At 68.2% G+C, this 20,529-nt stretch carries 17 protein-coding genes and 1 tRNA gene; 6 read left to right on the plus strand and 12 right to left on the minus strand.

What is annotated here, in order from left to right; all coding sequences use genetic code 11:
• Nucleotides 1-136: 136 nt before the first annotated feature.
• From ACIPPM_RS23385 to ACIPPM_RS23400, 4 genes are all read right to left on the minus strand, one after another.
• Nucleotides 137-2,731 (minus strand): ABC transporter permease, encoded by a 2,595-nt coding sequence (locus tag ACIPPM_RS23385; protein WP_401451016.1) that lies wholly within the window; start codon nucleotides 2,729-2,731, stop codon nucleotides 137-139.
• A gap of 8 nt (nucleotides 2,732-2,739) precedes the next feature.
• Nucleotides 2,740-3,498: an ABC transporter ATP-binding protein gene (locus ACIPPM_RS23390; protein WP_401451018.1), complete on the minus strand. Its 759-nt coding sequence runs from the start codon at nucleotides 3,496-3,498 to the stop codon at nucleotides 2,740-2,742.
• Nucleotides 3,499-3,897: 399 nt separating this feature from the next.
• Nucleotides 3,898-5,052, minus strand: coding sequence for a hypothetical protein (locus tag ACIPPM_RS23395; RefSeq protein WP_401451021.1), 1,155 nt, complete (start codon nucleotides 5,050-5,052; stop codon nucleotides 3,898-3,900).
• Nucleotides 5,053-5,110: 58 nt separating this feature from the next.
• Complete coding sequence (locus ACIPPM_RS23400; RefSeq protein WP_401451024.1) at nucleotides 5,111-6,049, minus strand: methyltransferase; 939 nt, start codon at nucleotides 6,047-6,049, stop codon at nucleotides 5,111-5,113.
• A gap of 689 nt (nucleotides 6,050-6,738) precedes the next feature.
• On the opposite strand from ACIPPM_RS23400, the gene ACIPPM_RS23405 reads away from it, so the two are divergent.
• The gene (locus ACIPPM_RS23405) at nucleotides 6,739-7,635 is read left to right on the plus strand and encodes an ArsR/SmtB family transcription factor (protein WP_401451027.1); all 897 of its coding nucleotides are present in this window, start codon (nucleotides 6,739-6,741) and stop codon (nucleotides 7,633-7,635) included.
• A 146-nt stretch (nucleotides 7,636-7,781) separates the two neighbouring features.
• Complete coding sequence (locus ACIPPM_RS23410; RefSeq protein WP_401451029.1) at nucleotides 7,782-7,997, plus strand: MbtH family protein; 216 nt, start codon at nucleotides 7,782-7,784, stop codon at nucleotides 7,995-7,997.
• A gap of 338 nt (nucleotides 7,998-8,335) precedes the next feature.
• Here the strand turns inward: ACIPPM_RS23410 and ACIPPM_RS23415 are convergent, their stop codons facing one another.
• The 8 genes from ACIPPM_RS23415 to ACIPPM_RS23450 all read right to left on the minus strand — a co-directional run bounded on the left by ACIPPM_RS23415 (nucleotide 8,336) and on the right by ACIPPM_RS23450 (nucleotide 15,474).
• Nucleotides 8,336-8,890, minus strand: a complete 555-nt coding sequence (locus ACIPPM_RS23415) for a flavin reductase family protein (RefSeq protein WP_401451491.1) — start codon at nucleotides 8,888-8,890, stop codon at nucleotides 8,336-8,338.
• Between the two features lie 2 nt (nucleotides 8,891-8,892).
• Entirely contained in the window at nucleotides 8,893-10,146 is a 1,254-nt protein-coding gene (locus ACIPPM_RS23420; protein WP_401451031.1) for a cation:proton antiporter, read from the minus strand.
• A complete protein-coding gene (locus ACIPPM_RS23425; protein ID WP_401451034.1) occupies nucleotides 10,143-11,726 on the minus strand; it encodes a tryptophan halogenase family protein in 1,584 nt (527 codons plus the stop codon). The genes ACIPPM_RS23420 and ACIPPM_RS23425 overlap by 4 nt, the downstream gene beginning before the upstream one ends.
• Before the next feature lie 100 nt (nucleotides 11,727-11,826).
• Nucleotides 11,827-12,492, minus strand: a complete 666-nt coding sequence (locus ACIPPM_RS23430; RefSeq protein ID WP_401451036.1) for a response regulator — start codon at nucleotides 12,490-12,492, stop codon at nucleotides 11,827-11,829.
• The gene (locus ACIPPM_RS23435; RefSeq protein ID WP_401451039.1) at nucleotides 12,468-13,781 is read right to left on the minus strand and encodes a sensor domain-containing protein; all 1,314 of its coding nucleotides are present in this window, start codon (nucleotides 13,779-13,781) and stop codon (nucleotides 12,468-12,470) included. Before ACIPPM_RS23435 ends, ACIPPM_RS23430 begins: the two co-directional genes overlap by 25 nt.
• A gap of 200 nt (nucleotides 13,782-13,981) precedes the next feature.
• Nucleotides 13,982-14,941 carry a TauD/TfdA family dioxygenase gene (locus ACIPPM_RS23440; RefSeq protein ID WP_401451042.1) on the minus strand — a complete coding sequence of 320 codons (960 nt, stop codon included), beginning with the start codon at nucleotides 14,939-14,941 and terminating at the stop codon, nucleotides 13,982-13,984.
• A 69-nt stretch (nucleotides 14,942-15,010) separates the two neighbouring features.
• Entirely contained in the window at nucleotides 15,011-15,268 is a 258-nt protein-coding gene (locus tag ACIPPM_RS23445; protein ID WP_401451494.1) for a 3-deoxy-7-phosphoheptulonate synthase, read from the minus strand.
• A 119-nt stretch (nucleotides 15,269-15,387) separates the two neighbouring features.
• Nucleotides 15,388-15,474: transfer RNA gene (locus ACIPPM_RS23450), tRNA-Leu, on the minus strand.
• A gap of 439 nt (nucleotides 15,475-15,913) precedes the next feature.
• Here ACIPPM_RS23450 and ACIPPM_RS23455 point away from each other — a divergent pair.
• The 4 genes from ACIPPM_RS23455 (at nucleotide 15,914) to ACIPPM_RS23470 (ending at nucleotide 20,498) form a co-directional block, all read left to right on the plus strand.
• Nucleotides 15,914-16,759 carry an FhaA domain-containing protein gene (locus ACIPPM_RS23455; RefSeq protein ID WP_401451045.1) on the plus strand — a complete coding sequence of 282 codons (846 nt, stop codon included), beginning with the start codon at nucleotides 15,914-15,916 and terminating at the stop codon, nucleotides 16,757-16,759.
• Nucleotides 16,760-16,769: 10 nt separating this feature from the next.
• Nucleotides 16,770-17,303 (plus strand): FHA domain-containing protein, encoded by a 534-nt coding sequence (locus ACIPPM_RS23460; protein ID WP_401451048.1) that lies wholly within the window; start codon nucleotides 16,770-16,772, stop codon nucleotides 17,301-17,303.
• A 141-nt stretch (nucleotides 17,304-17,444) separates the two neighbouring features.
• Nucleotides 17,445-19,001 (plus strand): Stp1/IreP family PP2C-type Ser/Thr phosphatase, encoded by a 1,557-nt coding sequence (locus ACIPPM_RS23465; protein WP_401451050.1) that lies wholly within the window; start codon nucleotides 17,445-17,447, stop codon nucleotides 18,999-19,001.
• A 27-nt stretch (nucleotides 19,002-19,028) separates the two neighbouring features.
• Entirely contained in the window at nucleotides 19,029-20,498 is a 1,470-nt protein-coding gene (locus ACIPPM_RS23470) for an FtsW/RodA/SpoVE family cell cycle protein (protein ID WP_401451053.1), read from the plus strand.
• Nucleotides 20,499-20,529: the final 31 nt, after the last annotated feature.

Genomic DNA, 20,529 nt, shown 5'->3' on the forward strand with positions numbered 1-20,529 from the left:
GGGGCACGCCCCAGCTACGCACTTGACCGAAGGGCGAAACAGGGCGGTCAGCAGGCAATTCGACAGCCGATGGCGCCGCCGGAGGCCCGGCGGCACCATCGGCTGCTCCCGCGGTGTCAGCGGCCCGTCGGACGGGTCACTCGCGCCCGCCGATCGCATCGACCGGAGCGGACCGCAGGGCGTACTTGGTGGCCAGCGCGATCGACCCCCAGGAGAGCGCGACCGTGAGCGCCACGATCGCGATGAGACCGAGCGGGGAAATGCTGGGGACGGGTGACTTCGTCAGCGAGGTGCTGATGCCGACGAGCGGCGGAATCGTCGCCAGCAGACCGAACAGCAACGCCGAGAAGACCACCATCCGGGCCTCGCCGTTCATCATCGCGCGGACCTGATCCCGGCTGGCGCCGATGAGTTGCAGCATGGCGAACTCGCGAACCCGCGCCGCCGTCGCCATCACCAGCGTGTTCACCACGGCGATGGCGATGTAGCCGAGGAGGAGGGTCTGGAACAGGAGGTTGAGCGCCCAGTCACCCGAGCCGCCGGCGCCGGGCGCGTTCTGGAAGGCCCCCCGGCCGCCCACATCGACCGTGGGGTAGGGCTTCATGGCGTTGCGCAGCGCGCCCTCGAGCGTCTTGGAATCGGTCCCGTCCTTCGATCTGATCAGCACCGCGCTGTCGACCTGGGACGTGGTGTGCGCGACGACGAGGTCGTTGGAGAGGGTGACGTCACCGAAACCGAAGCCCCTCTCATAGATCGCCACCACCCGTGGCTTGATCATCGTGCCGTCGCCGAGCCGTACGACGAACTTGTCACCGCGGTGCGCATGGATGGTCTCCGCGACGGTCCGGCTCAACGCCACCGTCCCGTCGGTCAGCTGCGCGACGTCGCCCTCGATCACGTCGAGGTCCATGGTCTCGGAGAGGCGTTCGGGCGCGACGCCCTGGGCGGCGAAGACCTTGGTCGCGGTGCTGTCCTCGGACGGAAACGTCAGCAGCACCTTCATCCGCGCCACCGGCGTCACCGCGGCGACCCCGGGCACGCCGCGCACCGCGTCCACGACCTCCGGGGACATCCCGGCGCCGGACGACGCGGTCAGCACGTGGTCGGCCCGCAGGCCGCTCTCGAACTGTTCCTGCGCCGCCGCGCTCGTCGTAGAAGCGCCGAACACCTGCACGGCGGCCAGTGTCACGCCCATGGCCAGCGGTGTGGTGGCCGTACTCAGCCGCCGCACGTTGGCTCGCACATTGGCCTGAGCGAGGAAACCGTGGGCCTTGGACCGCGGGTTGAGACGCGAGCCGAACACCATGATGGCGCCTCTGAGCAGCAGGGGTCCGAGACACCCGACGGCCACGACGAACAACAGGACCGCGGCCGCCGCGGTGTCGGCCACCGAGTCACCCGAGACCGCGACATCGCTCAAGGTCAGCAGCAGGCCCAGCGGGAGGAGCAGGAAACCGACGGCCAGCCGGACCCGGCTGAGCTTCTTGGGCTCGATGGCGGCGTCCCCGAGCGCCTCGACCGGGCTGGTCCTGGCCACCCGGCGCGCGACCAGCCAGCCGCCGAGCCGGGCGCTGACCATGCACAGCACCAGTGAGGCGAGGAAGGGCAGCCACCCCACCCGCATCTGGAAGTCCGAGGGCATCGCGCCCGCGAAGATGAACACGCCGCGCATCACGAAGGCGAGTACGACGCCGGGGATCACGCCGACCAAGCCACCCGCCAACGACACCAGGGTCATCTCGGCGCCGATCATCCAGTGGATCTGCTTGGGCGTCGCGCCGATGGCGCGCAGCAGAGCCAGTTCACGCCTGCGCTGCTGGACCGACAGACCCAGGGTGGTCGCCACCACGAACACCACGATCAGCACCATGGTGCCGCCGAACGACGCCGACGACTCGACCACCAGGCTGCGGGCATCCCCCACGTCGAGGAACTCCACGTCGCCGCGTTCCTCACCGGTCCGTACCACCACGTGCGGCACGGCCGCTTCGATCCTCTTGGCCAGCGCCGCCGGGGTGACGCCGGGTTCGGCACGTACACCGATGGCGTCCACCCGGCCCGGACGGCCCGACAGCTCGGTCACCCGCGCGTCGGTGAAGAAGACCGCGGACTGCCGGTCCAACCCGCCCTTCGGCGGGCCGGCGATGCCCACCACCCGGTAGGTCGACGGGATCGAGCCGACGACGATCCGCACCTTCGAGCCGACAGACAGGTCCGCTCGCCCGGCGAGGCCGGCGTCGAGTACGACTTCGTCGGACCCGGAGGGCGCACTGCCCTCGCGGACCGAGAACGGCCCGAGCGAAGCGCCCGACCAGCCGTGCCCGAACACCGGGAAGCCGTCCGGGCCGCCCACCTCTTCGCCGTCCGAGGTCAGTACGCCGACATTGACGTCGACGTCGCCGACAGCGGACTTGACACCGGGCACGGCGGCGACAGCGTCGACCTTGTCGGCGGGCAGCGTGACGCGCTCGCTGTAGCGGACCTCGGAGCTCTCGTCCAACCAGTACGACTGTTCCCCGCCGATGACCACTGCGGCGCCCGCGTAGCGCTCAGGCGTGACCCCGGTGGTGAGCCCGGACATCAGCAGAATCCCGCAGGCGGTGATCACCGCCGAGCCCGCGGCGATGGCGACGAAGGAGCCGATGAACCCCCCCTTGCGTCCCCTGATCGTGCTCCACGCCAGCGACAGGTCCTTGCGGTGCGGCACCACGAGGCGGACCAGTCGTCGCACGCGGCGGATCACCACTCGCCCAGGTGCGTCATGCGCGACGCGACCTGCTCCGAGGTGGGCCGGTCCAACTCGCCCGCGAGCCTGCCGTCGGCCAGGAACACGACCGAGTCCGCGTACGACGCGGCGACCGGGTCGTGGGTGACCATCAGCACCGTCTGCCCCATGTTGTCCACGACGTGTCGCAGCAGCTCCAGGACCTGCTTGCTGGAACGGGAGTCCAGGGCTCCGGTCGGCTCGTCAGCGACCACCGCGTCCGGCCGGGTGATCAGCGCGCGGGCGACCGCGACTCGCTGCTGCTGACCGCCGGAGAGCTCGCTGGGCCGTCGCTTCAGGTGCTCGCCGAGACCAACCGCGGTCAGCACCTCGCGAAGGAACGCGCGGTCGGTCTTCCGGTCCGCGAGTCGCAACGGCAGTGAGACGTTCTCCTCCACCGTCAGCGAGCTCAGCAGGTTGTAGGCCTGGAAGATGAAGCCGATGCGCTCCCGTCGCACCTCGGTGAGCTGGATCTCGTCGAGATTCGACAGCTCGACGTCACCCAGCCAGACCGAACCCGACGTCGGCCGGTCCAAGCCTGCCGCGCAGTTGAGAAATGTGCTCTTGCCGGAACCGGACGGCCCCATTACGGCGGTGAAGGTGCCCGGTCGCAGTTCGATGCTCACGGCGTCCAGAGCCTGCACTGGGCTCTTTGCCGAGCCATACACTTTGGACACCGAATCTAAGCGGATGGACCAGTCAACCGGTGTGACGCGCGGTTTAGTTCTAAACATGGCGAAGAGCCTACCGAGACAGCGCCTCGCCCCACCACCCTTCCCCATCAATGGGTGACCGAAACCGCCTTGAACAGGCCATTGATAATTCAGGCACATCAGGGGTCGGGAAATCCCCCGACCCGACTCATCCGGATTCGGCGCCGAACCATGAGCGGAGGGAGTAGCGGGCGGAATTCTCATCCCGCCGACGCATACCCCTGTGGTACACAGGAACCGTAATCGCGACGCGGTGAATCACTACTCACCCGGCGCAGCACAGCACCCTCTTCACCTTTCCCCGAGAGAAGGGAAATCGTCGGCTTCCACCGCACTCTCGCCGCCCCGCCTGAGGCGACTTCCAGCCACCATCGCCACGCGATCACGAACCGACTGAAAGGCGCGAAGCGGACGGGGCGATCAGCGGAACGCGAACCCGAGCAGATCGAGCCCGGGGGCGGTGGTGATGGGTTCAGGGATCAAGTTGTCCTTGTGGACGAACCGCTTCAGGTATCCGGCCCCTTCGGTTCCGCCGGACCCCTTGACCCCGGGCAGGTAGCGACGGCCGAACCCGTAATGTCTGCCGCGCCAGGTCAGCAGCGTGCGTTCGATCCCGGCGAGGGCCTCGGTCAGCTCCGGATCGCCCGACTTGAGCACTGCGACACGCAACGAGCGCACCGAGCGCAGCGGCGGCACGGTCAGGTCGTGCAGGTGATCGAACCTCGAGTACGCCTCGGTCTTGCGCGCGTCGTAGCCGTACATCACCAGTTCCATCATGTGGTAGTTCAGCGACTGGACGGCACTGGCCTCACCGGTGGCATCACGGAACGCCAGGAACAGGTCGGGGGTGAGCGTCTGCAGCATGTGGAATATGTGGCTGGGCAATTCCACGTAATGGGCCAGCTGCGCCATCAGCGCGTGCGCCTGACCCTGGCCGCGCCCGATCGACATCCGCGCCCTCACGGCGAAGTAGCGGATCAGGTAGAAGGCCAGCTCACACGCCTGCACCGAGCGCAGGAAGATGTTCTCGTGGTGGTCGTCCGAGGCGAGGAAGCCGGAGCAGCGGGTCAGCACGAGCGCCTGCCAGCGCGCCAGGCCGTCGTCGCGCGCCCGGCAGATGATCTCGGCTGCGGTCGTGTCGCCGCCGGTCTCCACCCGCAGCCTCCCGATCTGCTCGCGCAGCGCGTCCAGCCTGCGTAACCGCTCCTCGGTGTGGTCGGCTGCCGTCAGCCGGGGCGCCGCGCGCCGCTCGACCGCGTCCAGGTCGGCCAGCGTCGCCTCCAGGGCCAGCACGGCGCCGATCACGGGCTCGGTCGGATGCAGGCCCAGGAACCAGGAGTAGACGTGCAGGCTGGAGTAGCGGTAGTACTCGGGGATGGGCTCCCGGCTGAACGAGCGGGTCAACAGCCGCATCACCTCACTCCCGCCCCTGCGATCCGTGTACGTCTCTTCGTAGAGCTTGGCCAGCAGGTCGCGCTCATCGGCGGTCAGCGCCTGCCTGCCCGCCCTCTGTTGCAGCTGTATGACCTCGTCGCATCGTCCCGGAAATTGCAAGGACGGCAGTGCGGTTTCCATCTGTCCTCCAGGGCTGCGCTCGTGGCCACGGGCCGTCGCCGACCCCTGGCATGACGGTTCATCTCTTGAGACCGATGACCAGCTGCTTGTCCTGCGAGGTCCGGTGCACCTCGCAGTCGACGAAACCCGCGCTCTCCAGCAGGCCCATGTACTCCGCCGCGGTCCTGTGCCGGCCCTTCGCCTCGACGTGCATCGACAGGTTCATCACCGCCGTGGGCAGCGGTCCGCGGCGGTCGTCGTCGAACAGGCGGTCCATGATCAGGACTCGACCGCCGTCGGCACACGCGCGATACGCCTTGCGCAGCAGCTCCAGGCCGATCTCGTCGGTCCAGCCGGAGAGGATGTAGCCGAACGCGACGCACTCCGTCGGCGGGAACTCGTCCCGGTGGAAGTCGCCGGCGGCGAAGTCCAACCGGCCCCGCAGGCCGTACCGCTCGACGGTGTCAGCCACGTAGGGGCCGACCTCGGGCAGTTCGAACACCGTGGCGCGCAGGCCGGGGGTCGCCTCCAGCGCGGCCACACAGAACGGTCCGCTCGCGCCGCCGATGTCCACCAGGTGCCGGACCTCGGTCAGTCCGGCCATGGGCACCAGTTCGCGGGAGACGTCGTAGGTGAGCTGCCACATGGCCGCCAGGAACTCCTCAGTGAGTTTCGGAGTCCTGTACATGACGTCGAAGGGGGCGGGCAGGACCGCGTCCACGGCCGACTTGCCGTCCGTCAGGTAACCGTCCAGCTGCGGCAGCCGACCGAGCGTGCTGTTCATGACGTGGTTGAGGAAACCGCCGACGGAGCGTGAACTCTCGGGGTCGAGGAAGGGCGCCATCCCCGCAGGGATGCGGTACGCACCATGCTCGTTCTGCTCGATGACGCCGAAGGAGTCGAGAAGGACCAGCAGCCGGTCGAGGGTCTCCTCGTCCAGCCCGAGTGAGCTGGCGATCTTTCCGGTGGGAGCCTCCTGGTCGACGAGGAATCCGAAGACACCGTGCTTGTCCGCCAAATGAACTGCGGTTGTCGCGTAGACGCCGTAAACCGCTCTTTCCAATGCATCAGGCAGCATGACTCAATCTCCACATCGTTTCCGGGGGCGTGCACGCCCGATGCGATTTGAACCCGTTTTCCGAGTCGCAGGAGAGGGCGACGCGAAGACGACAGAGGTACGCGCCCACGACAGGGCGGCACTGCCTTCTTGTCTTCTGCGAGTGGAGGCTATGCGTGAGCCGCGAGCGCCTCAAGGAAGTTGCTTTGTGGTTCAAGGACCGACGCGGGCCCGCCTGTATGTCATCGACCGGTGCCGCCTACAGGAAGCGCTCACCGCATGGAAGGAGTTTTACTCCTACGGAAATCAGCGATCCCGACCCTGGCCACCGATCGGCCAACACAAACCGGGCGTTCCACATGAATCCATGCAGGATGTTCAGATCCGTGCAGCCTAGAGTCAGTTTCGAGAAAAGTGACCTACAACACTCGCCTCAAACTGGATTATGTCTTAACCTTCTTGATCGGTGAAGGTCAGTCGACTACCTGCTGGGAGTCTGCTCGGACCAGCTTGAGACTTGGCCGCGATGTGTGATATGCGCGGGCACCCCTGCGCAATTCGACAGTCGGGCGCGTGCCGTAGCCCGTCGGATCGCGGTGGCGTGGCGAGGTGTAACTCACCAGCATTGACACGTGCAGGGGGACGGGGACTTGAGAATCCACTTCACAGTTGACGACATCGCACAATTAAGCATGATTTCCTCGCTAGGGCCTGTCATCGAAAGCGCATTTGCGCTGAAGCAGTTAGGCAGGCAAGGAAGTCCCGCGTTCCGCGGCTGGCGCAAAGGAGTCCGGGAGCAGCTCGGCACCCGCATCGCCGCGATCGAGCAGTTCGCCGAGCTGTACAGCATCGACGAGTTACTGCCGCTGCTCAAGCTGCACTCGAGCGGAAATTCCGACATCGGGGTCGCCGACCGGAACCGTCAGCAGGTGCGGGCGGCCTTGTTCGAGTTCTGCCAGGTGGCCGTGTTACCGCACTGGCGGGAGATGCACGGCCGCATGGCTTCGGTGCGGGACGCCTGCGGACGGATCGGCATCGCCAACGGTATGCACGCTCTGCTGGACAACCTCCATCCGAAGCTGGACTGGAAGCCCCCGGTCCTGGAGATGGCGGGGGAGCCGGACCGAGATGTGTACCTCAACGGGCGTGGGATCGTGCTGTGCCCCTCACTGTTCATGGCCGGCAAGGCCTGCGTGATTCTCGAAGACGTCCTGGAGATCGGGGTACCTGTCCTGGTCTTCTCCGTGCCGGTGGACATCGCGGCCGAGACCGAGTTCTGGGGTCATAGCGAGGGCGGCGAGCAGGCGTTGAGCGCCCTGGTCGGGCACACCCGCGCCGCCGCGCTCCAAATGCTCTCGGAGAGTTGCACCACGGGTGAGCTCTCACAGCGGCTGAACATCTCGCTGGCCGGCGCCAGCAAACACGCCACGGTGCTGCGCAAGGCGGGTCTCGTCACGACGGCCCGCAAGCGCAACACGGCACTCCACTCCCTGACGCCGCTCGGCGTGGCGCTGCTGCGGCAGCGGCATTCACCCAGCGTGTCGTGAGCACGGCGAGAGCCTGACGACTCAGCTCGATCCGCCGTTGCGCAACGGGCTTCAGGGCCCGTCTTCAAACCGCCGCCCGCGCGTTGCCCTCACGCACGCCTGATTGAAGGCGGCCTCGACCACAACACCCGAAGGGGAACCAAGCCATGAGCACGAACCCATTCGAGAACCCCGACGGCACCTACCTCGTGCTGGTCAACGACGAGGGTCAGTACTCTCTTTGGCCGTCCTTCGCCGAGGTGCCCGCAGGCTGGACGGTCGCCCTTCCCGAGACCGACCGGCAATCGGCCCTCGACCACGTCGAGGCGAACTGGACCGACATGCGGCCCAAGAGCCTCGCGGAGGCGATGGACCGGCACTGAGCGAACCACCGCGCCGATAACCCAACTGCACCGGCGCAATTGTCATTCGAGAGCCTTCCTGCCCTGCGGACACCGGGGAGGAAGGCTCTTTCGCTTGTGAGGTGCCGCCCGGTATAGCTAGCAATACCGACCTTTACAACCAGAACTACAGCGCGCCCGGATGGTCCGGTGCTTCACTTGAGGCACAGCACACGGCAGTCTCCCGGTCGGTCGGATCGTCCCCCGTCCCGACCGACCGGTCGTGTGTTCCCCAACGGCACGGGGAACACGCAATAGACGGTCCGTGCGGTCATCCACCTTCGATGACCGCACGGACCGCCCCTCCCTCGGAACCGATTTCAACGAACGGACCAGGACGAGTACTCCCTCAGTCCGTACAACAGCGGCGACCGGTTGTCCGTCACCTCCGCCACCGGATGGCCCACGCGGAACACCTCGCCGAACACCACCGTGTGGTCGCCGACGCGGACCGTCCGGCTGATCCAGCAGTCGGCGATCGCGTGTGCGTCGTCGGGCAGGTGCGGGCCGGCTGCCTCGGCGTCGACCGACCAGCGCACCAGGTCGAACCGATGAGGGGTTCCGGAGGCGAACAGGTCCGCCGTCGCCCTGGCTCGGGCGTGCAGCAGATTCACCGCGAAGGTGGAGCGACGCGACATCGCCGCCAGGGTGGGACTTCCCTCGCGCAGGCACACGAGCAACGTCGGCGGCTCCACGGCGACGCTGCACACCGACGAGCACGTCATTCCCCACGGCTGCCCGTCGAGGTCCGACGTGGTCACGATGGACACACCGCTGGGGAACGTCGACATCAGCGAACGGAACTGCGCGGGAGCGACCGCCGACATCGTGGTGGAGCACCCCATGGCGCCACCCATCGGTCCGGAATCCGCCATGGTCACCTACTGCCTCCCTCTGCCAGGGCCGCCGTTCTCCAACGGCTCGCCGCACGTCGTTCGAGCAGGCCGTACCACGGTCCGGTCATCGCCGTGGTCACCAGCGCCATGAGCACCAGTGCGAGAAATACCGGCGCGGTCAGGACCCCCGCGCTGTAACCCGCCTGAAGTACCACCAGTTCGGTCAGGCCCCGGGTATTGACCAGCACCCCGACGCGCACCGCGTCCGACGCCGACGCACCGCCGAGCCTGGCCCCGAGATACCCACCGCCCACCTTGCCGACAATGCCCAAGGTGATGGCGAGCACGATCGCGAACCACGGCGTCGCGCCGAACCGTCCGGCAAACACGGTGATCCCCGTGACCACGAAGAAGACCGGAACCAGCAGGCGTCCGGCCCGCGCCACCCAGCGCACCACTCCGTGCCAACCGTCGACAGGGATGGCGAGCCCGACCAGCAGAGCGCCGAAGATCTCGGTCACCCCCTGCTCCTGGAACGCCCAGGAACTCACCAGTCCGGCCGCCCCGATCAAGATGGCCGTGACCTGGCTGAAGCGGTCGCGGAACGCCGCCACGGCGCCGGTACGCAGCAGCCTCCCGAAGCAGAGCATTGTCAGCAGCCCGGTGGCGACTACCGCGACGAGCCGCGGCAGGCCCCCCGGACCCCCCGCAGCCAGTCCGAGCGCGAGCGCGAGCAACAGCCAGGCGACGACGTCGATGATCATCGACACGGTCATCGAGAGCTTGCCGACCGGAGTGTCGAACAGCTCCTGCTCTTCGAGGATGCGCGCGAGCACCGGCACGGCGGTCACCGAGAACGAGACCGCGAGCAGCAGCACCAGCGCTGCGGTGGGCGCGGTACCCCGCAGCTCAGGATCGGCCAGCACCATCGAGGCGTATGCGCAGCCCGCCAGGAGCGGCACCACCAAGGCGCCCGCGGTGGTCCAGCCGATGAGTCGGCCACGGGCCGGTGCAGTCGTGCGGCGGAGCTCGTGCGCGACCCCGACCAGGAACAGCACCAGCCCGACGTGCCCGATGCCACGCAGCGAGCCGATCGTCGCCTCGGGCAGCAGCGTCTGCTCACCACCGAAGGAGAACAGGATCGGACCGAGCACCAGCCCGAAGGCGATCTCCGTGACAACGGTGGGCTGCCGTACCAGGCGGCCCACCGCGCGACCGACGAACGCGACCAGGAGCACGGCCAGCAGCGCGAGCGCCACATGGCCGGCCCTGGCCACTAACTCGGCGGCGCTCATCGCGCCGAGCCCGCCTTCCGTTGCGCGGCCGGAAGTCCGTGCAGGTGGGCGAAGTACTCGTACTGGCTGGGCAGCTTCTGGACCAGCGCGGCCGCCTGGTCGGCCACCAGCCGGAACTCCTGGTCCGCCGCGGTGCCGTCGAGTTTGCCCAGCACGGGCAGCGGCTGCACCGGCAGCCCACCCAGACCGAGGATGATCGCGCGGTAGGAGTACGACTCGAAGCCGTGGTAGTGCGGGTAGATCGAGTCCTGGTCGGGCAGCTTGACCTTCCACTGCTCCAGGCGCTCGGCCAGGCCGTCGGGGATCTCCCGGGTCTTGGTGTCCTTCCAGTACTGGTTGTCGGCGCGGCCCGAGGCGTACCAGTGCAGCACCATGAACTCCCGCAGGCCCTCCATCACGTGCGCGGCCTGCCGGTTGTAGGTCTTGCGGAGCTGGTCGTCGGTCGCCTCGTTGCCTACGGGGAAGTTCTTGACCAGCTGCTCGATGCCGTTCTGGATGATGAAGATGCCGGTGGACTCCAGAGGCTCGACGAACCCGTTGGACAGGCCGATCGCGACGCAGTTCTTCACCCAGGCGCGCTCACTGCGGCCGATGCGCATGCGGATGTGGTTGGCGGTGACGTCCTCTGCCGCCGGGCCGACGAACTGGCGCAGTGTGCGCTCGGCCTCGTCGGGGGTGGCGTACTCGCTGGCGTACACGTAGCCGGTGCCGAGCCGCTCGAACAGGGGGATCGTCCAGATCCAGCCCGCGTCCTTCGCCGTCGCGGTGGTGGCCGGGCGGATGCCGTGCTCGGCCATGTCCACCGGCACGCGCAGTGCCACCGCGCTGTCGTTGGGCAGGTGATTCTGGAACGAGACGAACGGCTCTTCGAGCGCCTTGTTCACCAGCAGGCTGCGGAACCCCGTGCAGTCGACGAAGAGGTCGCCGTGGATGTCACCCTGTTCACGAGTGCGGACGTGGTCGATCGCTCCCTGATCGTCCAGTACGACGTCCACCACGTCGTCGAGAACGTGCCGCACCCCGCGCTCCACGCCGAAGCGGGTCAGGAATTTCGACAGCAGCGTCGCATCGAAGTGGTACGCGTAGGGGAACTGCGTGTTCTGCTCGCTCAGCGTGGTGCGGTGTTCGTCACCACGCTCGAAGGTGCTGTCGAAGAGCGCGTTGTCCAGGTAGCGCGGCGAGCTTTGCGCGTCGCACATCGAGGCGATGAGGAAGGAGTCCGTGTCGAATCGCTCGGTCGGCTTCTTCTGCACCCACCAGTCGGTGAGCGGGAAGCCGTCCACGACGCGGTTGCGCTCGAAGGGGTGGTAAAAGGTGTGGCCCGGCTCGCGCCAGTCCTCGAACCGAACGGCCAGCTTGTAGGTGGCATGGCACTCCGGCATCCATTCGTGCTCCTGCACGCCCAGGTAGTTGAAGAAGTGCCGGATGGTGCTGAAGGTGGCCTCGCCCACGCCGATCGAAGGCACATTCTTCGATTCGACCAGGGTCACGGATATCCGGTCGCCGAATGCCGCCTTCAGGTAGGAGGCCGTCATCCAGCCCGACGTACCACCGCCGACAATCACCACGCTGCTAGCCATGTAGGCCCCCTTTGTCCATTGCTGACGAACGTGTCCGGTCGAGCCTCTCGGAACCGTCGACGAGCAGCCATGTCTTTGACCTACGGGTGAAACTGGGCAGTCAGGAGCGCAGGTACGTCAGCACGGCCAGGACACGGCGGTGACCGTCGCCCTCGGACAGGCCGAGTTTCAGGAAGATGCCGCCGATGTTCTTGGCGACCGTGGGCTGACTGACGTGCAGTGCCGCCGCGACATCGGCGTTCGTCTTTCCCTCGGCCATCAGGGCCAGCACCTCCCGCTCCCGCGAGGTGAGTCGGCTCAACGGCTCGCTCAACCGCCGGTGTCGCAACAACTGCCGGACGACCTCCGGGTCGACGACCGTACCGCCCGCGGCGACGCATTCGATCGCCGACATGAACTCGGCCACCCCTCCGACCCGGTCCTTGAGCAGATAGCCGAGGCCGCCCTCGGAGTGCTCGCCGGACTCCAGCAACTCGCACGCGTAGGCCGTCGCGGCGTACTGGGTGAGTACCAGGACCGCGAGTTCCCGGTAGCGGTCGCGCAGTTCCATCGCCGCTCGCAGGCCGTCGTCGTTGAAGTCCGGCGGCATCCGCACATCGGTCACCACGATGTCGGGCCGGTGTTCCTCCACCGCCTCGGCCAGGTCCCGGCTGTCACCGACAGCGGCCACGACCTTGTGCTCGAACCTCTCCAGCAGTTCGACGAGTCCTTCTCGCAGCAGGGCGGCGTCCTCGGCAAGCACTATGCGGTATCGGGGGTTCGCCACGGAAGCTCCACGACTAGTTCGGTTGGTCCGCCGGGCGGACTGAACAGCTTGATCCGACCGCCCACCACGGCGACGCGGTCGGCAAGGCCCTGCAGCCCGTGGCCGCCCTTGGGCAGAGCGCCGCCCACGCCGTCGTCGCTGACGCGCAGCACCAGGTGGTTGCCCTCCCGGCGACCGGTCACCCGCGCGACGTCGGCGCGGCTGTGCTTCACCACATTGGTGAGCGACTCCTGCACCGCGAAGTACGCCACCGTCTCCACGGCGGAGACGAGGCGCTGTGGAAGGACGATGTCGACATGCACCGGTACCGGGCTTCGGTCGGCGACCTCGGCCACCGCTGCGGCGATACCGCGGTCCGTCAGAAGTTGAGGGTGGATGCCCCGGATCAGCTCCCGTAGTTCGGCCAGTACGCCTTCGGCCTCCTTACGGGCCTTGCCCACAAGGCGTGCGCGGTCCGACCGCTCCTCCTGGAGGCCGTGTTCCAGCAGGCCGAGCGTCATGATGAGCCCGACCACCCGCTGCTGCGCGCCGTCGTGCAGGTCGCGCTCGATCCGCTTGCGCTCGACCTCGAACGCGTCCGCGAGCCGGATGCGCGACCGGGTCAGCTCCTGGACACGGGCGGCGTTCTCGGACTCCCGCGGCGCCAGCAACAGGCGCACGAACCACGTCCGGCACGCGGCCAGCGCGGTGACCGTGTAGGCCGCCGGCGGAAGCAGAGCAAGGCCCAGAAGAACCAGCAGCACCCGGTCGAGCGGCGTGGAGACGTCCCAGTAGCCGAAGACGATCAGCGGGCCGAGGTCGACGAAGGGCTCCAGGAACGGGGCGGCGATGAGGATGGCCGCGCTTCCCACCAGCAGGACACCGCCGAAATCGATCAGTGGCAGCACGGCCGTCAGAGCGATCGTGTAACTGAACTCACGCCACGTCGCCGCCTCGCGGATGCGCAGCCGCAGCCACGCCTTGAGGCCGGGCTCGTCCGGGGCCATGTGAGGATCGTCGACGGGATCGCCGTCCACCATCCGCAGGCGGAAGCGTTCCGCCGCGGCGACCGGCATGCCGAGCACCGCGGCCAGGATTACCCACACCAGCAGTTGGGCGTAGCCGGGCAGCTTCTCGGTGAAGAGCATCCCGTTCATCGCCGCACCCATGATCAAGAACACGACGAGTGCGCCGGAGGACAGATAACCGAGCGCCCGCCAAGGCCAGCTGGACACCAGCAACCGGCGAGGGGCGAGAGCCAGCGCCTGTCGGCAGCTCGACGGGGCCGCGTCCTTCAGGCACGCGTTCACGGAGGCCCGCCGGCCGACACGCGGATTCGAACTCAGCAACGCGCGACATTGATGCAGAGATCCACGGGCCACAGCCAACACCGGCGGGCATTGCCTCACAAGCCTGGTGCCGCCAACTTTCCCCACGATTCAACATGGTTGACCTCTCAGGGAACGCCTGAAAGGTCACCTTCCCCCGCCCGAATTGTCGGCAGTGGTTCTCACGCGACGATGCGCGACCGGCTCTCGGTCGCCATGAACACCCGACGAAGGTCCCGGATCAGGTTGACGCGCTTCAGCCACCGGTCCGTTCCGTCGTACCGCGGCTGGAACGGATCCCGGCCGTGCACGACACGGTAGTTGTCGAGGAAGACCGCGTCGCCGGGTTCCAGGACCACCTTTTCCTGCGCTTCACGGGCGTACTTGTACAACTCGGCGATGGCCTCCGTCGCGGCGTGGTCGCCCTCGTCCGCAGCGCAGGTGTCGTCGAAGTCGATGCGCAGGTAACGCGCCTCCGGCGGACCGAACAGGATCGCGTCCACCTCCGCCGCTCCGCTGGAGTGCCCCTGCGGCCCGACGTGTGACTGGTCCGGGCGGTGGTGGAACCGCTTTTCCGACAGAATCCCGGAAAGCCGCTCCGGCAGGTCGAGCCGGTCGGCGCGCACGACCGTGGTGCCGATCCGGTCCGGGTTGCGCAGGCAGTAGAGCGCCACGTAGTCACAGCGGCACTGGTGGAAGGCGTCCTCGGTGTGCAGCGACAGCGGGGCCGTGCTGCTGCCGCTGGTCTCCGAGCGCTCCAGGCCGGGCGCCGGACACACGTCGTGCATGATGCGACCGTTCTGCTGGTCGCCCCAGGCGTACGGCTCACCGAGAACGGCGCTGCACAGCATGAGCACGATCTCCTCGCGCCGGCCGACGCCCTTCTTCTGCGCCATGTCCCAGCCGGTCGGGGTCGGTTCGAGGCGGTCGCTCAGGGGCAGCCCCGACAGCACCGCGAGGTCGGTCTCGTCCGTCTGGATACGCCGGAAGAACTGGCGGACCCGGATGGGCAGCGACTCCGCCACCGTCTTGGCCTGCGTGACGAAATGGCCCGGGTCCCACTGGCCGTACTCCTCGAGCACGTCGTCGACCAGCCATTCGATCTGCCTGCACTCGCCGGGTTCGATGACGAGTCTCTTCACGCGAACCATCCTTCCGTTCCGCCGGTCGACAGCATCATCGATATCGGATGTGCCAGGACTCGGGCGGATTCACATCCATGTCTGATGAATTCGGCTCGTCCATCCTTTCGACATCACCGATGCGCGGCCACGTCTTTGACCGACGGATGAAACAAGGCGGTCAGGCAGCAGGTCAGCGAGCCGACGCACCTTCGCGAACCGGCGGATCTCGTCGAGCGTCGCCGAGAAGTGGCGGGTTCGATGACCGCCGGGGGCGGGAATCGTGTTGCCGTGCACGGGGTCGCTGACCCGAGTCGCGACTGCCTGCGACCCACAGCTGCCGGGCAGATCCTCGTGTGAACACTGTCACACCGGCCCCAGCCATCCGGGCATGCAGAAACGGGCTGATCGCTTTCACGATCAGCCCGTTCCGTTGATGCAACCAGAGCACTTTCTTCGGTGCTCGGTGGTGCGCGAGGGGGGAGTTGAACCCCCACGCCCTTTCGGGCACTGGAACCTGAATCCAGCGCGTCTGCCTATTCCGCCACCCGCGCATTGGGTGTGTCTTCCGGCTTGGCCCTTGCGGGCTGGCCCCTTCCGACATGCAGAACATTAGCACGGCGCACGGGGTGGAATCACATCCCTTCTCCAGGCCCCCCACCAGGGCATCTGCGCCCCCGGGCCCGAGAACCCGCCCCGCACCGCGGCCCCGGCGGGCACTCCCGCGACCGCCGCCCCTGTGGAGAAAGCTGTTCAGGTATCAACCTCGTACCGGTCCCGGCCATCTCATCCACAGGGGGACCGGACCGGCCGCCAGGTGCGGGACACTGGAGCGAGACCGCCTCTACGATCCTCCTCCGAAGGAGTTCGAAGGGGGGCCGCTGGGGGAACCGGCTGATTGCCGGGCGCGTAGATACGATCAGTGAGCAGTACCGGCGAGGCTGCCGCGCCGAGCACGGCACGGCAGAACGGCAGCGACGGAGGAGGTGCCCCATGGGAGTCCTGAAGAAATTCGAGCAGCGCCTCGAAGGTCTGGTCAACGGCACCTTCGCCAAGGTGTTCAAGTCCGAGGTCCAGCCGGTGGAGATCGCCGGCGCGCTCCAGCGGGAGTGCGACAACAACGCGACCATCTGGAACCGCGACCGGACCGTGGTCCCCAACGACTTCATCGTGGAGCTGAGCACGCCCGACCACGAGCGGCTCAGCCCCTACTCCGGACAGCTCGGTGACGAGCTGGCCGGAATGGTCCGCGACTACGCCAAGCAGCAGCGCTACACCTTCATGGGGCCGATCAAGGTCACCCTGGAGAAGGCCGCCGACCTGGACACCGGTCTGTACCGGGTGCGCAGCCGCACCCTCGCCTCCTCCAGCAGCCAGGAGCCCCAGGCCCCCCAGTCCGGCGGCCCGGGCCCCCAGGCCCCGCAGAGCGGGTACGGCTACCCGCCCGCCGGAACCCCCCCGATGCCGTCCGCGCCGCCTCCCGGCGCCCGGCCCGGCGGCTACGGCTACCCCCAGCCCGCCACCCAGCGGCCCTCGGCCGCCCCGATGGGCGGCGGCGCGACCCGGTACTGGATCGAGGTCAACGGCACCCGCCACCAGATCTCCCACCAGACCCTGGTCCTCGGCCGCAGCACCGAGGCGGACGTCCGGATCGACGACCCCGGCGTCTCCCGCCGGCACTGTGAGATCCGGACCGGAACGCCCGCGACCGTCCAGGACCTCGGCTCCACCAACGGCATCGTGGTGGACGGACAGCACACCACCCGCGCTACGCTCCGCGACGGCTCGCGGATCGTCGTGGGCAGCACCACCGTTATCTATAGGCAAGCCGAAGGGTGAAGCGGGGGCAATGTCAGAGCTGACCCTCACGGTCATGCGGCTGGGTTTCCTGGCCGTACTGTGGCTGTTCGTGATCGTGGCCGTGCAGGTCATCCGCAGCGATCTGTTCGGTACGCGTGTCACACAGCGGGGATCGCGCAGGGAGGCCCAGCGTCCGCAGGCCGCCGCCCGGCAGCAGTCCGCGCCCTCGCAGTCGCGCGGCCAGCGCGGACAGCGCGCTCAGCAGAGCGGTGGCCGCCAGCGGCGCAACGCGCCCAGCAAGCTCGTCGTCACCGAGGGCACCCTCGCCGGGACCACCGTGGCGCTCCAGGGCCAGACCATCACCCTGGGCCGCGCGCACGACTCGACGATCGTGCTGGACGACGACTACGCCTCCAGCAGGCATGCCAGGATCTACCCCGACCGCGACGGCCAGTGGATCGTGGAGGACCTCGGTTCCACCAACGGCACCTACCTGGACCGGTCCCGGCTGACCACCCCGACGCCGGTCCCGCCGGGCGGCGCGATCCGCATCGGCAAGACCGTCATCGAGCTGCGGAAGTAGTGCTACACCAATGAATGAGCGCGAGCGGAGCGAGCACGCGGCGGCGGACCGCAATCCGGTCCCCGGCGCGCTCCCGACCGGAGGGTGGGCAGTGTGGCTCGACACGACCGGCTGTACCCGGAGCCGACTGGCGAGGTGCGCATGAGCCTGTCACTGCGCTTCGCCGCCGGATCGCACAAGGGCATGATCCGGGAGGGCAACGAGGACTCCGGTTACGCCGGTCCCCGCCTGCTCGCCATCGCCGACGGCATGGGCGGCCAGGCCGCCGGTGAGGTCGCCTCCTCGGAGGTCATCTCCACCCTGGTCACGCTCGACGACGACGTGCCCGGCTCCGACATCCTCACCTCGCTGGGCACCGCCGTGCGCCGCGCCAACGAGCAGCTGCGCTCCATGGTCGAGGAGGACCCCCAGCTCGAGGGCATGGGCACCACCCTCACCGCGCTGCTGTGGACGGGCCAGCGGCTCGGCCTCGTGCACGTCGGCGACTCGCGCGCCTACCTGCTGCGCGACGGCATGCTCAGCCAGATCACCCAGGACCACACCTGGGTGCAGCGCCTGGTCGACGAGGGCCGGATCACCGAGGAGGAGGCGGGCGCCCACCCGCAGCGCGCGCTGCTCATGCGCGCCCTCGGCAGCGGCGACCACGTCGAACCCGACCTCTCCATCCGCGAGGTCCGCGCGGGCGACCGCTACCTCATCTGCTCCGACGGGCTCTCCGGCGTCGTCTCCCACCAGACGATGGAGGAGGCGCTCGCCAGCTACCAGGGACCGCAGGAGACCGTGCAGGAGCTGATCCAGCTCGCGCTGCGCGGCGGCGGCCCCGACAACATCACGGTGATCATCGCCGACGTGCTCGACCTGGAGACCGGCGACACCCTCGCCGGGCAGCTCTCCGACACCCCCGTCGTGGTCGGCGCCGTCGCCGAGAACCAGCACCACCTGAACCACGACAACGGCATCATGCAGACCCCGGCCGGCCGCGCCTCGCACCTGGGCCGCCAGGGTCGCAGGCAGGGCGGTGGCGGCGGCAGGCACGGCCAGACCCCCGGTGACCCCGACGAGTACGCCCCCGAGGGCGGCTTCGACGAGTACTCCGACGCCGACTTCACCAAGCCGCGCAAGGGCCGCCGCTGGCTGAAGCGTTCCCTCTGGAGCGCCCTCGCCCTCGCGGTGATCGGCGGCGCGGTGTACGGCGGCTGGCGCTGGACCCAGACCCAGTACTACGTCGGGGTCAACGGCGAGCACGTCGCGCTCTACCGGGGCATCAGCCAGGACCTCGCCTGGGTCTCGCTGTCCAAGGTCGAGCAGGACCACCCCGAGATCGAACTCAAGTACCTGCCGTCGTACCAGCAGAAGCAGGTCAAGAACACGATCGTGGTGGCGGGCGGGCTGTCCCAGGCCCGCTCCAAGGTCCAGGCCCTCTCCACGCAGGCATCCGCCTGCCGCAAGGAGGCCGAGCGCACCACCGCCGAGCGCGAGCAGCAGAACCCCAAGACGGGCCAGGGCGCGACCGGCGGCACCACCGGTGCCACCAAGACCGCCTTCACCAAGGCCAGCCCCTCGCCGGACCCCTCGGCCTCCGGGTCGAAGTCGCAGGCGTCGCCCTCGAAGTCCCCGACCGCAACCGCCACTCCCCGGCCCGGCCCCAGCCTCTCCGAGGATGAGCAGAAGGTCGCCGATCAGTGCGGCAAGCAGTAGGAAAGCCGTGAGAGGCCCCGTCACACGATGAGCAGTACTACCAACACGCCGACGCACCACACGTCCACGATCGGCTCGATCGGTGCGCCGAGCCGCCGCAACACCGAGCTGGCCCTGCTGATCTTCGCCGTGGTCATCCCGGTGTTCGCCTACGCCAACGTGGGCCTGGCCCTCAACGACCAGGTCCCCGCGGGCCTGCTCGGCTACGGCCTGGGCCTCGGCCTGCTGGCGGGCGTCGCCCACCTCGCGGTGCGCAAGTTCGCCCCGTACGCCGACCCGCTGCTGCTGCCGCTGGCCACCCTGCTCAACGGGCTGGGTCTGGTGTGCATCTGGCGCCTGGACCAGTCGAAGCTGCTGCAGTCCATCGGCCAGGCGGGCGGCAAGGCCACCAACCAGCTCGTCTACACCGCGCTGGGCATCATCCTGTTCGCGGTCGTGCTGATCTTCCTCAAGGAACACCGCACGCTGCAGCGGTACACGTACATCTCCATGATGGCCGCGCTCGTCCTGCTGCTGCTGCCGCTGGTGCCCGGCCTCGGCGCCGACCTCACCTACGGTGCCAAGATCTGGATCAAGATCGGCAGCTTCACCATCCAGCCCGGTGAGTTCGCCAAGATCGTGCTCGCGGTCTTCTTCGCCGGATACCTGATGGTCAAGCGGGACGCGCTCGCGCTCGCCAGCCGCCGCTTCATGGGCCTCTACCTGCCGCGCGGCCGCGACCTCGGCCCGATCCTGGTCGTCTGGTTCATCTCGATCATCATCCTGGTCTTCGAGACCGACCTCGGTACCTCGCTGCTGTTCTTCGGCATGTTCGTGATCATGCTGTACGTCGCCACCGAGCGGACCAGCTGGATCGTCTTCGGTCTGCTGATGTCCGCCGTGGGCGCCGTCGGCGTGGCCACCTTCGAGCCGCACGTCCAGACCCGTGTGCAGGCGTGGCTCAACCCGATGCACGAGTACGAGCTGAGCCGGACCCCGGGCGTCACCGGTGTCCACTCCGACCAGCTCCAGCAGGCCCTGTGGGCGTTCGGCTCCGGCGGCACCCTCGGCACCGGCTGGGGACAGGGCCACTCCGAGCTGATCCGCTTCGCCGCCAACTCCGACTTCATCCTCGCCACGTTCGGCGAGGAGCTGGGTCTGGCGGGCATCATGGCGATCCTGCTGGTCTACGGCCTGATCGTGGAGCGCGGTGTGCGCACCGCGCTCGCCGCCCGCGACCCCTTCGGCAAGATGCTCGCGGTCGGTCTGTCCGGCGCGTTCGCCCTCCAGGTGTTCGTCGTCGCCGGTGGTGTGATGGGACTCATCCCGCTGACCGGTATGACGATGCCCTTCCTCGCGTACGGCGGTTCGTCCGTCATCGCCAACTGGGCGCTCATCGGCATCCTGATCCGCATCAGCGACACCGCCCGGCGCCCCGCGCCCAGCCCGGCCGGAAACCCCGACGCCGAGATGACGCAGATCGTGCGGCCCGGCGCCACCGGGCCCGACCCGCAGTGAGCACGGTGGCAGGCGGGACCGTACCTCCGGG

Source organism: Streptomyces sp. NPDC090119 (assembly GCF_044747085.1).
Lineage (GTDB): Bacteria > Actinomycetota > Actinomycetes > Streptomycetales > Streptomycetaceae > Streptomyces.